The 16,066-nt window shown below is 32.9% G+C and carries 12 protein-coding genes; 10 read left to right on the top strand and 2 right to left on the bottom strand.

Going from position 1 to position 16,066, the window contains the following annotated elements:
• The first annotated feature begins 4 nt into the window (after positions 1 to 4).
• The 8 genes from EP737_RS08655 to EP737_RS08690 all read left to right on the top strand — a co-directional run bounded on the left by EP737_RS08655 (position 5) and on the right by EP737_RS08690 (position 8,666).
• Positions 5 to 1,123 carry a glycosyltransferase family 4 protein gene (locus EP737_RS08655; RefSeq protein ID WP_129727569.1) on the top strand — a complete coding sequence of 373 codons (1,119 nt, stop codon included), beginning with the start codon at positions 5 to 7 and terminating at the stop codon, positions 1,121 to 1,123.
• A gap of 10 nt (positions 1,124 to 1,133) precedes the next feature.
• Entirely contained in the window at positions 1,134 to 1,982 is an 849-nt protein-coding gene (locus EP737_RS08660) for a glycosyltransferase (protein ID WP_129727570.1), read from the top strand.
• A gap of 256 nt (positions 1,983 to 2,238) precedes the next feature.
• On the top strand, positions 2,239 to 3,654 hold the full coding sequence (locus EP737_RS08665; protein ID WP_129727571.1) for an oligosaccharide flippase family protein: 1,416 nt from the start codon (positions 2,239 to 2,241) through the stop codon (positions 3,652 to 3,654).
• 431 nt (positions 3,655 to 4,085) lie between these two features.
• On the top strand, positions 4,086 to 4,964 hold the full coding sequence (gene rfbA / locus EP737_RS08670; RefSeq protein ID WP_129727572.1) for a glucose-1-phosphate thymidylyltransferase RfbA: 879 nt from the start codon (positions 4,086 to 4,088) through the stop codon (positions 4,962 to 4,964).
• A gap of 20 nt (positions 4,965 to 4,984) precedes the next feature.
• Positions 4,985 to 5,548, top strand: coding sequence for a dTDP-4-dehydrorhamnose 3,5-epimerase (gene rfbC, locus EP737_RS08675; protein ID WP_129727573.1), 564 nt, complete (start codon positions 4,985 to 4,987; stop codon positions 5,546 to 5,548).
• 1 nt (position 5,549) lies between these two features.
• Positions 5,550 to 6,401 carry a dTDP-4-dehydrorhamnose reductase gene (rfbD, locus tag EP737_RS08680; RefSeq protein ID WP_129727574.1) on the top strand — a complete coding sequence of 284 codons (852 nt, stop codon included), beginning with the start codon at positions 5,550 to 5,552 and terminating at the stop codon, positions 6,399 to 6,401.
• Positions 6,402 to 6,404: 3 nt separating this feature from the next.
• Positions 6,405 to 7,427, top strand: coding sequence for a dTDP-glucose 4,6-dehydratase (rfbB, locus tag EP737_RS08685; RefSeq protein WP_129727575.1), 1,023 nt, complete (start codon positions 6,405 to 6,407; stop codon positions 7,425 to 7,427).
• Positions 7,428 to 7,623: 196 nt separating this feature from the next.
• Positions 7,624 to 8,666, top strand: a protein-coding gene (locus EP737_RS08690) for an IS630 family transposase (protein WP_129727576.1) whose coding sequence is annotated in 2 segments (ribosomal slippage) — positions 7,624 to 8,130 and positions 8,133 to 8,666 — 1,041 coding nt in all. Because the reading frame shifts where the segments join, the coding sequence is not laid out codon by codon here.
• Between the two features lie 33 nt (positions 8,667 to 8,699).
• Here the strand turns inward: EP737_RS08690 and EP737_RS08695 are convergent.
• A complete protein-coding gene (locus EP737_RS08695) occupies positions 8,700 to 9,740 on the bottom strand; it encodes a glycoside hydrolase family 113 (protein WP_129727577.1) in 1,041 nt (346 codons plus the stop codon).
• A 1,923-nt stretch (positions 9,741 to 11,663) separates the two neighbouring features.
• On the opposite strand from EP737_RS08695, the gene EP737_RS08700 reads away from it, so the two are divergent.
• Positions 11,664 to 11,849 carry a hypothetical protein gene (locus tag EP737_RS08700; protein ID WP_129727578.1) on the top strand — a complete coding sequence of 62 codons (186 nt, stop codon included), beginning with the start codon at positions 11,664 to 11,666 and terminating at the stop codon, positions 11,847 to 11,849.
• A gap of 191 nt (positions 11,850 to 12,040) precedes the next feature.
• On the opposite strand, the gene EP737_RS08705 is transcribed toward EP737_RS08700, so the two are convergent.
• Complete coding sequence (locus EP737_RS08705) at positions 12,041 to 13,567, bottom strand: O-antigen ligase family protein (RefSeq protein ID WP_165350726.1); 1,527 nt, start codon at positions 13,565 to 13,567, stop codon at positions 12,041 to 12,043.
• A gap of 929 nt (positions 13,568 to 14,496) precedes the next feature.
• Here EP737_RS08705 and EP737_RS08710 point away from each other — a divergent pair.
• Positions 14,497 to 15,207, top strand: a complete 711-nt coding sequence (locus EP737_RS08710; RefSeq protein WP_129727580.1) for an acyltransferase — start codon at positions 14,497 to 14,499, stop codon at positions 15,205 to 15,207.
• Positions 15,208 to 16,066 lie beyond the last annotated feature (859 nt).

The following is a 16,066-nucleotide window of genomic DNA, read 5'->3' on the forward strand; positions in this document are numbered from 1 at the left end:
TTGTATGAAAAAAATATTGTTTTTACATTCTAGTTCAGAGTTATATGGATCAGATAGATCATTATTAAATCTAATCAAAAATATAGATAGAAATCGTTTTGGAATTACTGTTATTTTGCCAGAGTATGGACCTCTAGTTGATGAATTGAAAAAAATTGATAATATTGAGGTTCTTATTAAAGATATTGCGACACTAAGACGGAAGCATTTATCTGTCAAAGGGCTTATAGAGTATACCACTAACTTTCTAAATTCTTTATTTTATTTAATAAATATTATAAGAAAGAAAAAAATAGATGTGGTATATACAAATACTTCTGTTGTTTTTCCAGGGGGAATAGCAGCTAAGCTGTTAGGACGAAAAAGTATTTGGCATATAAGAGAAATTGTAGCGAATAAATTTGAAGCAACAGTTGTATCTAGAATTGTTAATTTATTTTCAGATATTATAATAGCTAACAGTAAAGCGACAGCATCAGCAATTAGCCAAAATGAAGATAAGCTTAAAGTAGTGTACAATGCTATTGAAAGTACACAAAAGAAAATTGTAAACAATAGGCTAACTGCTAAAGATGAAATAGTGATTGGAATGGCCGGAAGAATTAATAGATGGAAAGGTCAAAAACTTTTTGTAGATATGGCTGAAAAAGTATTAAGGGAGAATAAAACAGTCCAATTTGTTATTGCTGGAGATGTCTATAAAGGGGAAGATCACATATTAGATGATCTAAAGACCTATATTAAAAACAAAAACTTAGAGTCAAAGATAAAATTGTTAGGTCAAGTTCAGGATATGGATTCATTCTATAATAATATAGATATTTTTATACTACCTTCCATTCAGCCTGAACCATTTGGTTTAGTAGTGTTAGAGGCTATGGAAAGAGGGATACCCGTTATTGCTACAAATCACGGAGGACCGGTTGAGATCATTGAGAATAATGTAGATGGCTTCTTAGTGGATTATGTTGAGGCTTCGGAAATGAGTAACGTTGCTTTAAGGTTAACTTCTGATAGTGATTTAAGAAAGAATGTTGGTCAAAAGGGAAAAGAGAAAAGAAATAATGTTTTTAACTTGGAGAATTATGTTAAAAATATTTCAGAAATTATAACTGAATTATAGGGGAAGATCAATGCATATATCATTTGTTATATTACATTATCTAACAGAACAGGATACTATAGAGTGTATTGAGTCTATTTTAAATAATGTAGATTATAAAGATTATTCTATTTTAGTTGTAGATAATGGTTCTCCGAATAATTCAGGAGAGAGCCTGAAACTACGATATCAATATAATAGCAAGGTAGATATTATATTATCTGATAAAAACCTAGGTTTTGCTAAAGGAAATAATGTAGGTTTTTTAAAGGCTAAATATGAGTATCAGGCTGATTTTATTATTTTAATGAATAATGATACGATTATAGAGCAACAAGATTTTTTAGATCAAGTAGTTAGTAAATACAATTCTACTAAATATGCTGTTATGGGACCAAATATTATATCAACCGTAGACAATAATCATCAGAATCCGCAGCCTTTTAAGATTATAACTAAAAAAGATACATGGTATCAGTTAATAAGACATTTAGCGTTGCTTCTATTAAACTATTTAAATCTAGAACCTGCAATGAAAAATATTCTTAAAAAGTTTAAACCAGAAAAAGTACTTGTTACTAGACATAAAGAAGAATTGACTGATGTTCAATTACATGGTAGCTGTTTAATCTTTTCACCAATGTATATCCAAAAGTTTGATGGACTATACGACAAAACCTTTATGTATTTTGAAGAAGCTATATTATTTCATTTGTGCAGAACAAATAGTTTGAAAACATTTTATAGCCCGGATTTGGTAATCTTCCATAAAGAAGATTCTGCAACAGATGCGTATTTAAAGAATAGCCTACAAAAAAATAGATTTGTATATAAGCATTCTGTAAGATCAATTCTCCATTTATTAAAATTAATGAACTAATATTATTAAAGTAGTAATCTACTGAAAAAATTTGAAGCAGAAGAAGTAGGTATTAAAATAAAATTAGTTTCAACGCCAGAGTAACTAATTAGGATAAAGAGTCATTAAATGCTTGATTATCGAAAATGGTGCTCGATAAAATTTGTTTAATGATTACTTAGGTGGAGAGATGTTTTGACCAGGAAATTAAAAGAGAAAAAGTTTTTATTCCAAGGACTACAATTCAGTATGATGTGGTAATGACGAGGGATGAGTATTGAATACTAAGGCAATTACGTTTATTAAGAATTTTTCATATTCGCTAACCTCACAGTTAATATCAATGATTATATCAACAATAGTGATATTGATTGTGCCGAAGTTGATAGGTGTGGAGGAATATGGATATTGGCAGTTATACTTGTTTTATGCTTCTTATGTAGGATTTCTGCATCTAGGTTGGAATGATGGGGTATATCTGAGGTACGGGGGGAAAGAATACAAGGAACTAGATAAGGATTTATTTTTTTCTCAGTTCTGGATGTTGGTTATTTTCCAGATAATAGTAGGTATGGGTATCTTAGTTGCTTCAACAGCCTTTACCTCAGATATCAATAAGTTATTTATATTCAAAATGATTGCACTATGTACATTGATAGTAAATGTTAGATACATGTTAATTTATGTTTTACAGGCAACTAATAAAATTAAAGAGTATGCACAAATAACGATGATGGAAAAAGTGCTTTATTGTTGCTTAATTCTATTATTGCTATTTAGGACTAGGGAGTATAATTTATTGATAGCTGCAGACATAATAGGAAAAGTTGTGTCTTTAGTCTACGCTGCATACTGCTGTAGAGATATTGTTTTTAAAAAAATATCCGTATTTTATTTTGATATGAGAGAAACGCTTGAAAATATCAGTGCTGGGATAAAATTGATGTTTTCTAACATAGCTAGCATTTTGATTATAGGAATTGTTCGGTTTGGTATTGAGCGAGCCTGGAGTGTTTCAACTTTTGGAAAAGTATCACTAGTAATCAGTATTTCTAATCTTATAATGATATTTATCAATGCTATAGGGATAATAATGTTCCCTTTTCTAAGAAGAACAAATGAAGAAGACTTGCCAAGGATTTATACAGTTTCGAGAACTTTTTTAATGGTTCCTTTGCTCGGTATACTCATAGCATTTTATCCGTTAAAGTTTATTTTATCAGTATGGTTACCGCAATACGCAGAGAGTCTCATGTTTATGGCGCTAATTTTTCCGATGTGTGTCTATGAAGGGAAAATGGCCTTATTGATAAATACTTATTTAAAGACTTTGCGTAAAGAAAAGTTGATGCTGTTTATAAACTTGGTGTCGGTCGTCTTGAGCATTATATTTACAATTTTGTTTACTATAGTGTTTAAGAATCTAACATTAGCGATTGTATCGATTGTTGTGCTTTTAGCCTTCAGATGTGCTTTTGCGGAGATACTTTTATCAAAAATACTCAACATATCTGTGTATAAAGATATATTACTTGAGATTGTAATGTCGCTTATATTTATACTGATAGGTTGGTTTGTTACTTCATTAAACGGAGCATTAATCTATTTAGCTGCATATGGATTGTATGTGTTAATTAAGAAAAGAGACATTACAATCACATTAAAAGAAGTAAAACAACTTGTTAAGAAATAGAAGTATGTGGAAGTTATGGCTCTCTGGGTTTGATGAGCACTTCGTCCTAACCTTTGTGTGGGATAACTCGTATCAGGATGACAGCTTTGATAAGAAGTACCAAATGCTGAAATATATACGTCCCAAGGAGTAAGAGACTTGTCTATTTGCTCATGACTCTCCCTACCAAAAAGGTTTATAAAACCAAAAGTAAGAACATATATTTGATAACGTGATTCCTTGGGTCACGGAAGTGAGCCGAATCAATCGATAAATGAACAAAAGAAATCGAACTACTTAATATTTTTAAAAGATTTGATCGGAAATTTTATCAGTGCAACTTAAGAAAAGAAGTAATTATGAAATTGATTTAATTATTAAAAGATGTATTAGTATATAAAGAACAGAATTTATTAAAATTAAAAGTTTTTTCAAAAGGAGAGGAATGTAAAATGAAAGGTATCATTTTAGCAGGGGGTTCCGGAACTAGATTATACCCATTAACAATGGTGACAAGTAAACAATTACTTCCTATATATGACAAACCAATGATCTATTATCCTTTATCCACATTAATGTTAGCAGGAATTCGAGAAATATTAATAATATCAACACCTGAAGACACAAAAAGATTTGAAAACTTACTTGGTGATGGATCACAATTTGGCATATCACTGCAGTATAAGGTGCAACCTAGTCCTGATGGTTTAGCCCAAGCTTTTATACTAGGTGAGGAATTTATTGGAAATGACTCAGTTGCTATGGTTTTAGGAGATAATATTTATTATGGAAGTGGAATGCGGAAAATATTGCAACGAGCAGCTAATAAAGAGCATGGGGCTACAGTATTTGGTTACCATGTTCAAGATCCAGAGCGTTTTGGTGTAGTAGAGTTTGATGATAATGGCAAGGTGTTAAGTGTAGAGGAAAAGCCAAAGGTACCAAAATCTAATTATGCTATCACAGGTCTATATTTCTATGATAACCGTGTTATTGAGATTGCAAAAAATGTACAACCATCTCCGCGTGGCGAGTTAGAGATAACATCTATAAATGAGACGTATTTAAAGCTAGGGGAATTAGATGTTGAACTTTTAGGTCGTGGGTTTACTTGGCTAGATACTGGTACACATGAAAGTTTAGTAGAAGCAACTAATTTCGTTAAAACAATAGAAGAGCATCAGGGAATTAAAATTGCAGCTCCGGAGGAGATTGCCTATATTAACGAATGGATTACTAAAGACCAGTTATGGAATTGTGGAGAAAAGTTAAGTAAAACGGGATATGGTCAGTATTTAATGAAAGTAGCAAATGGTGAAATCCGATACTAATAAATGGAAGTGTGGAGAAAATGAAGATTACAAAAACTAATTTAGAAGATGTAGTTATTATTGAACCTTCTCTTTTCGGTGACCACCGTGGTTGGTTTATGGAAACGTATAGTGAAACAAGGTTTAAAGAAGCTGGGATTGCTCTTAATTTTGTTCAGGATAATCAATCATTTTCAGCAACAAAAGGTACATTACGAGGTCTTCATTATCAATTGAATCCAAAAGCACAAACTAAGTTAGTACGTTGCACAAGAGGAGCCATTTATGATGTTGCTGTTGATATACGAAAAGGGAGTCCTTCATACGGTAAATGGTTTGGAATTGAACTAACTGCAGAGAATAAAAAACAACTTTTAATTCCTCAGGGTTTTGCTCATGGATTTATGACTTTAACAGATGATGTTGAAGTTCAATATAAAGTAGACGAGTTGTATGCTCCAGAATGTGATCGAGGTATTACTTGGAATGACTCTAGCATAGGCATTGTTTGGCCAATTGACATTGTTCCTATATTATCAGCAAAAGATGAAAAGGCACCTCTTTTAAAAGATGCAGAAAATAATTTTGTCTATGGAGAGTCATAAGATGAAAGTTTTAGTAACAGGCTATACTGGACAACTGGGTTATGATGTTGTTTGTGAAGGTACAAATCGCGGATTTAAGATGATTGGAGTAGGATCTAAGGATTTAGATGTTACAAATGAACAGGATGTTTATCATTATGTTAAAGAGGTTAATCCGGATGCAATTATTCATTGTGCAGCATACACAGCAGTGGACAAAGCTGAAGATGATAAACAAAATTGCTGGAACGTCAATGTAGAAGGTACAAGACATTTAGCAACTGCAGCTAAGGAAGTAGGTGCTAAATTCATCTATATTAGTACGGACTATGTATTTGATGGAGAAGGAGAAAAGCCTTTTTTAGAGACTGATACACCTAATCCAGTTGGGTATTATGGTTTAACTAAACATGAAGGTGAGAAGGTTGTACAGGTTACATTAGATGAGTGGTTTATTGTAAGAATTTCATGGGTATTCGGTATCAATGGAAATAACTTTATTAAAACCATGCTCCGTCTGTCGGAAAGCCGTAATGAATTAAATGTAGTGGGGGATCAATTTGGGTCTCCTACATATACGTTCGATTTAGCCCCCTTGTTAATTGATATGATTCAAGGGGATAAGTATGGAATCTACCATGCTTCCAATGAAGGATTTTGTAGTTGGGCTGAATTTGCGAAAGAAATTTTTAAACAGGCTAACAAAGATGTGAAGGTAAATTCTATTACAACAGAAGAATATCCAACGCGTGCAGTACGTCCGAAAAATTCACGTATGTCTAAGAAACAACTTGTTATAAATGGATTTAAACCATTGCCAAAATGGGAAGATGCTTTGCAACACTACTTAAACAAATTATTTCAAGAGGTGTAAGATATGACCAGAAAAAAATTACTTGTAACAGGTGGGGCTGGATTTATTGGTGGTAACTTTGTTCAATATATGGTAAACAAGTATCCTCAATATGATATATATAACTTAGATTTGCTAACATATGCTGGAGATCTTACAAAGCATAAAGAGATTCAAGAAAAAGATAATTACTTTTTTGTAAAAGCAGACATTGCAGATCGTGAAACAATTCTTAATTTATTTGAAAAAGAACAATTCGACTATGTCATTCATTTTGCAGCAGAAAGCCATGTAGACCGCTCTATTACAGATCCAGAGGTATTTGTACGTACAAATGTAATGGGGACACAGGTTCTATTGGATGCTGCGAGACTTAATAATATTACAAAGTTTGTTCATGTTTCTACAGATGAAGTATATGGAGAATTAGATTTTAATCCAACAACATTCTTTACTGAAGAAACCCCATTACAACCAAATAGTCCATATAGTGCGAGTAAGGCATCCTCAGATCTTTTAGTTCGTGCATATCATGAAACATTTGGTTTACCGGTTAATATTACCCGATGCTCAAATAACTATGGGCCTTATCATTTTCCTGAAAAATTAATTCCTTTAACTATTTCTCGAGTATTAAATGATGAAAAGGTACCTGTATATGGCGATGGAAAGAATATTCGTGATTGGTTACACGTTTTAGATCACTGTGCAGCTATTGATTTGGTAATGCATGAGGGTATAAATGGAGAGGTTTATAATGTAGGTGGACATAATGAGCGAACTAACTTAGAAGTTGTTAAAACAATTATTAGTACTCTAGGTAAATCAGAAGATTTAATTGAGTTTGTGAAAGATCGTCTAGGCCATGATAAGCGATATGCTATTGATCCTACAAAATTGGAAAATTTGGGATGGAAACCAACTTATACGTTTGAAACAGGAATAGCTCAAACTATACAGTGGTATCTTGATAATAAAGAATGGTGGGAACAAATTATTAGTGGTGAATACCAGAATTACTTCCAAAACCAGTATTCCCTAAAATAATTACTGAACTTCATAACTTATTTAGTTTTAAAGCCTTAGCCCTGTAAACAGTACTCATGCTACAGGGCTAAGGCTTTTTGGTATTATTGAGTTTAGCATCATATTTTTTAACTATATAAGTCGAATTAAATAATCACCTTCCCTCTCCCTGTGTTACAATAAGGAAAAACAGGAACGAAATAGGGAGAGACGTAAAATGAAAACACAAGCAGCTGAATTAAAAACTGTCCAACAAGCCATGAAACAAACGAAAGATAAGCGAATGCATGAGCGTTATCAAGCGGTCTCTCTCTTTTTACAAGGCTACACGTATGCGCAAATTACTAAGATTGTTGGTCGAAACGAAAAGACAGTGGGTGAATATGTGAGAGCGTATCGTAAGAACGGTCTCGAAGGGCTCATCAGACGAGCTTCTCCGGGTGCGCCACATAAACTGACATCAGAACAAGAGAAAGAACTGATCGAAACGGTAGTACATTCTCTTCCGATTGATGTTGGATTTGCCGCTCGTCATAATTGGAAATTAGCGCTGATCGTATCATTTGTAGAACAGAAGTGGCAGAAGAAGTACACCCTCCGTGGGATGTCTCGTCTTTTGAGCAGTCTAGGTCTTAGCTACTCAAAGGCCACTTACACCTTAGCGCAAGGAGATGCCGTCAAACAGGCTGCTTTTCATGAAGAAACATTTCCTGCTTTAAAAAAAGATTGATTGACGAAAACATTGATCACCTGTTGTTTCAAGATGAATGCATGATTCGAGACTACCAAGCAGTTCAGTATACTTGGTTTTTGCGCGGAAAACAGCGTAAGATTCCAACGTACGGCAAACACCATGGAGTGAAACTCATTGGCATCCTCAATTATGAAACAGGAAAAGTTCACTGCACAGAAGAAGAACGGTACGATGCAGAAGCATTTCTACGTTTTCTTCAGTATGTCCTGAAGCAATATCCAATCGGCAAAATTGTCATGGTGCTAGACAATGCAAGGATTCACCATGCCAGTCTCATTCATCCTTTTCTAGAGGAACATAAAAACCGATTAGAATTTGTATTTCTACCACCGTACAGCCCCGAAATGAACTTGATTGAAGGGCTGTGGAAGTGGCTGAAAAGTGCCGTTATTTACAATGTGTTTCATGCTTCTGTAAGAGAAATTCGAAAACATGTGCAAGCATTCATTTCTTCTATTAACAAAACACCAGAAGAAGTCATTAATAGACTTTGTATCAGGATGTAAAAATTAAATTCAACTTATATAGCAGTAGTTCAGTTAATATTTCCTATATAGTTCCTTAATTGTCACTGCAGTTGGAGAATCCAAGAACTGAAACGGAGAGTTTACATGCCAGATGTATACTCCTTCTACTTCATTCATTTGGAGAAATATAGGTAATACAATTCTGACCCATAGATTTTGATCAACATGATCCAATGGCTTGGTGGTATCTAGATTTATTGGACGAATATAATTTTTTGATGTATCGGATCTTGGCGTAGCCCCTGTCTCTGTAATCAATATCTCCTTATGGAAATACTTGTTCGCTTTCTGGATACTCTCGACAAACCCATATGAACCAGGGATTTTTGCAAAAAGATTATCATTAACTTCTACTTTGTTATTTTTGTTCAGTCTGTTCACTATTGGATAGGCATTTAAAGAAATATAATCAAGTGATGTACTTATACTGTTTAATCCATTCTCATGATTTCTTATCTCTCTATCCAATTCATTCTTTTGAAAGGCCATAGTTAATTTTAATTCAGGATATTTTGATCTAACCTCATCTATTATTTTTTTCCACTGTGGGATGTATGTATTTTGAGTTAAGATTAATGTTTCACAAGTTATGCTTAGAATAGGAACATCATTTTTGGCACTAACAGAGGCATAATATAAAATAATATCTCTCCATTGATTAAAAAATAAATTAATATCCTTAGGAGCATACGTGCCTCTATCAAAACTATCCCTAAAATCAGGTAGCATAATATGAGGTTTTATTAAGGTAACTTTCACTCCATATTGTTTGCTTTTTGAAAATAGTCGCTCAAATTTACTCCGAATTTTTGGATCGTTTAGAGGGCTAGAATCATTTTTATCCTGTACTGTCACAGCTGTAACAACTTGTAATTCCCCACCTATATCCTTTATTTTTGGAAGGTTTTGATCATACCAATCATCAGTATCAATTGAATCAGATAAAGTTATTGCAATCCCTTTATGTTTTTTCTTAAATAACTTAGCACTGTTAAGTACTACCCCTCCTATTAGAACTATTACTGACAATAGAATTATCATATTCCGCCTCAAAATCTTACCTCCTGTACTAGTGTGTTTATATAGAAATAGGAATGTAATTGTAAAAGGTTATTATTAGTTTAGCATTATATGTTTTGATTAACTAGAAAAAACCAAAAAATGTACAAAAAGGAGCATGCTTCTTGCAGGGTGTTGACCATGCCTTTGACATGTTGATTTCACGTAACATCAGTTTAGACTTTGTTATCTTTGTCATGGATTAACCCTAAGAATTTGAGCACATTCTTAATAAAATCATACTTATTTTCTAAATATCTATAAACTACTTAATATTCATTTTGCAAAGGTAATTAGATACAAAATTTCAAACGCGAACTTCAGCTGTTTGTGGCAAACTAATTATGTAATTTTTAGCAGTCAATTCATGTATCCCGTTTGGGCATAAAAAAGCCACTTGCCAACATCGTTTTATTAATATATGCTCCTTGTTGGGTATTAAGACGACGGGAGGATATGAGTTTAGGAGATGTTAGCAGTGGCAGAAATTAATTATACCAGATACGAAGCAAATATAAAAGGTAGTTCAGTTCTTATAATAGTATTGCAAAGAAAATGCAATGAGATCCAAGAGCTATAAAGAAGTATGTAAAGATGGAGGACCTCAGTCTGTTTGTGACAAACAAAAAATGCATCGTTTGGCAATTAGTAGGGGTATGCATAAAAATGTGTATGATTGCAACTTGATATGGAAAGATAGTTATGATAGGCTCATGTGGCTGAAAAACTATAAGGCTTGTTCTTTTGCCTAAAATTATGACCATAGAGGCTCCTTGTCAAGTTTCTCAGAGTATGCATAAACATTTCATATTTCGGATAGGACTAAAATTACTATCTCCTACATTTTTTGATTGCCAAATACACTCAGTCCCCAAGAGAAGTTCCAACAGACATCACCTGCAAAAGTAATGGATCCTGTAAAAACCATTCTAGACAAATGGATTCAAGGGGATCTTCAGGAGAAAAAGAAGTTTCGGAGAACAGCTAAACGTATGTATGATCTATTTGTAGATGAGTATAATTTTACGGAATCGGACCGTTCTGTTTATCAGTGTGTTTCTCACCAAAGAAAAAATTAGTAGAAGAAGCTGAGTCAGCAGCATTACCATTAGAATCAAAAGCAGGAACAGCGCAAGTAGACTTTGGAGTAAGGCCGAGAAAGAGGGAGATTGAAAACTTTATCAAAAATGTGAATTCATTGCCAATCCCTATTTAGCAGATAAGGATAAATTCTTACAACTGCTTGCCACAGAATTCTCATAAGTGAGATATGAGGGGGCTAAAGCTGACAAATACGGTTACATATGCTTAGACAATAAGCTTTATTTGCCTTCTCCTCGCTTTGTCAAATAAAAGGTTTTGGGAAATATTTTATACTCCCCGCTAGAACTACTGACACAAGAATACAAACTCGTTGCTTGGCATGCACGTTTGTATGGAGAACAGCAGAAATCTACACAATGGTGATCGTTATCTATCTCTCATGAGCAAAAGCTTTATGACAATCAAATATGCAGGTGTTTCTATGAACAACTACCTGTAGAGCAGCAGGCTTATTTTGAACGATGTACCGTACTAGAAAAACAATAATCTCTTCAATTAATTACTATGGGTACTTCTAAAAGGGCATGATTTCAATATCCCTACTTGAAACCCTGCGTATGGCATCGGAACATAGCATCCTTCGATATTAACTCTATTAAGCCAGTATTTTTATCAAATCTTAAATAGAAGAGGACAACGACAAGGGATTAAGATAAGAAGTGTAGTTCTTAATGTTCAATTCGCTACACGAGATTCGAAACATTATGATACTTTGTTTGATACAACAGGTGATGTGACATCATGAATCAGTCGATTGATTCAAAAATATCCCGAATGCCTCACCTCAAACTAAGTTGAATTTGGGAATGCTACATGGAAATACAAGTACCTAATAATGAAGAATACATACTAGGGGTATTAGGGAAGGAAGTTCAACAAAGGGGAGTAAGGAAAATCAATTTATTACTTCAGCAAGCAACTTTACTAAAGGTAACAGATAACCTATTTCAATTGGAAAGAATTAGATTAGCACAAGGACTAACAAGAGATTATACCTAACACGAAGACTTTATAAAGCAGCAGGACATTCCCATTTCCTGCATTTTGCAGTTGCTAAATACAACAGTAGACATAAAAACACCAACAGCGGGCGGGTACTGGACTATGCGTGTGTAGCTATTTAACTAATTGGAAAGGATATCGAGCGATACAAAATTAATACACAGTTAGATCAGCATATTAAAACCGACTCAAGCAAGAGTCGGTTTATCGTTTTTATTTTTAAATGAAATAAATGTTGAGCATACAGCTAACATGATCCAAAAATATTGCATTGTGTATAATTCTCCAACCATAGTTAGTTCAAAGAGATAACCGCTGAAAGATACTAATAATATTGTATTAAAAAAACTAGCCTTCCTATGTTTGATTATAAATAACAATGCCGAGATTAAGAACAATAACGTCGTAGTAAAGCCAATCCAACCTAATTCTAGTTTGACATTAATATAATAATTGTCTACTGAGGTAGATATTGTTGGTCCGTAAGGATTTAATTCAGGGATATTAAAAACTAAGGGTTCTGTTCTAATGAATCCAATTCCCTTACCAAAGATATCTTCAAAACTTTCTTGTTCGTTAAAAGCAAAATTGATTAATTCGTTTCTGTAAGTAAATGGTTCTGAATTCTTACCAAAGTCCTGGACTAAATGAGTTCCAAAAAATGCGTCTGAAAGAGCCTTTGTGTTACCTCCGATAGTCGAGATGACAGGAATATCATCCGCTACAGGTGTTAAACTAAGTGCCAAAATAGGAATAAAAAGGAATACTGCGGAGCAAAAAATAACAATTTTTCTTTTTAAATTAGAAAATACAAAAAATACAACAAATGAAACAGCTAGTAAACTAACTAAAGTAGATCGAGAATAAGTTAGTAGTACACTCGTAAGAAGTAATATAAATAAAATAGAATAAAAGAAATATCGATTTTTGTTCTTGTTTTTATACATGTTAGCTTGATAATAAGCGATTGGAATCATCAATAAAAGGTAAAGACCGTAACCTAACGAATGCAAAAAACTAGCACTTATACGTAAATTACCTTGCCTAATATAGGTGCTTGAGCTAGAAGAAATCCCATCTACGGGTGATATTTCCAAAAGATGAAATACATTGAATTTGGTGATATATTCTACAATTCCACAAATAGACACTATAAAAGCACTAAGGCAAAGGGTGTGCAAAATCTTATCTAAAACAATTTTGCCATTATCCTTTTTTAATTCGAATCTTACATTCATCACAACTAAATAATATAGTAAAACTTTTTCAATTAGTATTGCAGAAGATCCAATAAACGCTGTTGTATCATTTTGTGATACCAATTGAATAAAACCAGGGATCATTACACCTAAAGAATAGAGAAAAATAATAGGTGTTAATCTATCTTTTCTTATTGTATATAACAAGTCGGGTAACCGTTTTTTTATTAATAACTGGTCAATAATAAAAAGTATTAGTATAGCTCGGAAAGCTGTCACCACAGGGAGAGAGCCAAGCTGTACTGCGAAATAAGGTGGGAGAAAAGGAATAACTAATAGAAAATGCCAAAAAGTTTTCTTAATATTAAATGCATAATAAATGAAAAATATAGAAGCACAAGCTATTGCAACAGAAACCATATTAGAATTAGTTGCTCCCAAATAGCTTAAAAGTCCTACAAAAGTAATAGTAAAAAATATTAAATAAAATTCCCTTATGTTTAATGTACTTTTCAATTTCATCCCCTACTTATCAAGTTTTAAAAACACAATGCAATTTCTATTATAACAGAAATTGTATTGCTTGAAAATGAATTCTTTTTAAAAAGGTAAGAATACGTTCTAACTTAGGTTCAAAGTTGCATTAGCAGTTAATTCGAAGAGTCAGTATAATTCTCAATCTTTAATGTCTTCTGTAGTTTGAACGATGGAAAAGCAGTCATTCTTTTATTAATAAGGAATACAAGAACGGCTTGTTTTATTGATTATTAACTATAATACGTTGAATGTGAACTACGGTTACGAAGTGATTTACACATAACTTCTTTGTATGAAGTTCAAAGTGACTATTACTTATACTAGGCAAGTTGATTATTACTTATACTAAGCAAGTTGATTATTACCTATACTAAGCAAAGGAGAATTCTTTGGCTTTGCTCGGCATTTCGCTCTGAATTGTGTACGGAAGTATTCATATTAGTGTGGCAGTTTCGATAAGAAGCACTAAACACTGAAATACATATGTCTAAGGAATGGTACCCATGCTCCTCTTTATCAAAAGGTTTGTAGAAGCAAAATAGAAAATCGGTATTCAGAAATCTAGTGCTCTGTATGGGGAGCGGAAGCATAGGAAAACTCCATCATTATATAAACCCAAGGAAGGCGGTGGAACCAATAGAGCCTGATTAAAAGATTTTTTGATTGAAAAATGTTAGATGTCGAACAGGAAAACGTACAAGGGCTTATTTTGGTCTAGTAGTATTTGCTTATAATGTCTCAAAATTAATAGTGGACAGAATTAACAGAAAAACGAGCAAAACAAATCAAGCTAATTGATATCAAAAAAGCTTATTAGGGAATAATGTAAGTTAAAATAAAAAAAGAAACAATTATGAAGGCCATTCAATTATGGTATAATTTTAAAAAATCTTTGGGGGGCTTAAAAATTGATAAAAATTACAAATAAGATAATTTCAAAAATGAAAAATGAAAAATATGTTTTAGATGAAAATATTACTTTCTTTGATTTGTGCTCTATTGTTTTGACTAGGATACTAATGCTTACTAGAGGTTTTCTAAAAAGAGTTTTATTTAAATCGTGTGGCAAAAATCTTTTTATTGGTAAAAAAACTACAATAAGGCATAAAAGTCATATCAAATTAGGGAAATCAGTCACTATAAATGATTACGTTGAAATGATTGCTTTATCCCAAAATGGCATAACTATAGGTGATAATGCATCTATAGGTAAATACAGCATCATAAGATGTACAGGTAGTTTAAAAAATCTTGGTAAAGGCATAAGAATTGGTGATAACTTCGGTTGTGGGGATTGGTGCTTTTTTGGGTGTTCAGGTGGTATTGAGATTGGGAACAATGTAATTATGGGACAGAATATTAGATTTCATGCACAAAATCACAATTTTGATAGGATAGATATTCCAATTAAAAACCAAGGTACAACTAGTAAAGGAATAGTTGTAGAAGATGATTGCTGGATTGGTGCTGGAGTTGTAATTTTAGATGGAGTAACTATTGGTAAAGGCTCAGTAATCGGATCGAATACTCTAGTAAATAAAGATATTGAACCATATAGTGTCGCTGTGGGAAATCCTGTTAAAATAGTAAAAAAACGGGCGGGTCATCAGGTGATTTAAAGAGCAGTAAACTATACAGTAGGATGGTAATTCGTAATAAAGTAAATTACAATAAAATGTGGCTTTTGTAGTGGTAGAGAGGGGCAGAAATGCTCCTCTTTTTATATACAGGAGGGGATATAATATGACTCTCCAAAAGATCATTTAGCAAATTAATGAAGATATTGATACATGCTTGAAAATCTCAACAATTGCTTAATCTTGATGCAGGACTCTTATGATATTAAGATAATACCCTTTATAGATGCACACATAATGGAACTTGTAGCTTTTGAACATATGAAAACAGGTTGATTTTTCATGGGTAGCCTGTGCATCATACAAACTACTGCGGAGAGTTAAACTGGAAATAAAATCTGTGATTCTAATCGGAGTTCCATCCATATTTTTTACGGATTTATAGCATGAGTAAATAGAAAATAAGAATGAGTCGTATGATTGGGATATTTCGGTTAACTAGTGTTTATTATAGTGGGACGAAGCTTAATGAGAAAATAGTGATATATTAGCAGGAATTTTTACGTTTTTAGGACAGATTTTCTTAAGGTAGAGGTTAGAAAAACTAATCTTATAGAATTTTAGATAGTTTTTGTTGGGAACTATCATTATTTGGATTTTGATATTTTTCCAAGAGGAAATAGGGCAAATACTAGGGGAACTGCTGCATATGAAATGTGCTAAAGGGTTGTGCACTGATGATCATAGGTGTAAATAACCTTAGCAGTATGGATCAAACGTTTGTTTAGAACTAGAACGATTATTGATAATGCTCTGTAATTTATTTCTTCATCCCATCTTTATTAATCACTAGCTGATAATATTGAGGATGCGTAACTAGTTTAGAACTCTATTTATACAT

Origin of the sequence: Ectobacillus funiculus, assembly GCF_004138295.1 — a bacterium.
GTDB classification, from domain to species: domain Bacteria; phylum Bacillota; class Bacilli; order Bacillales; family Bacillaceae_G; genus Ectobacillus; species Ectobacillus funiculus.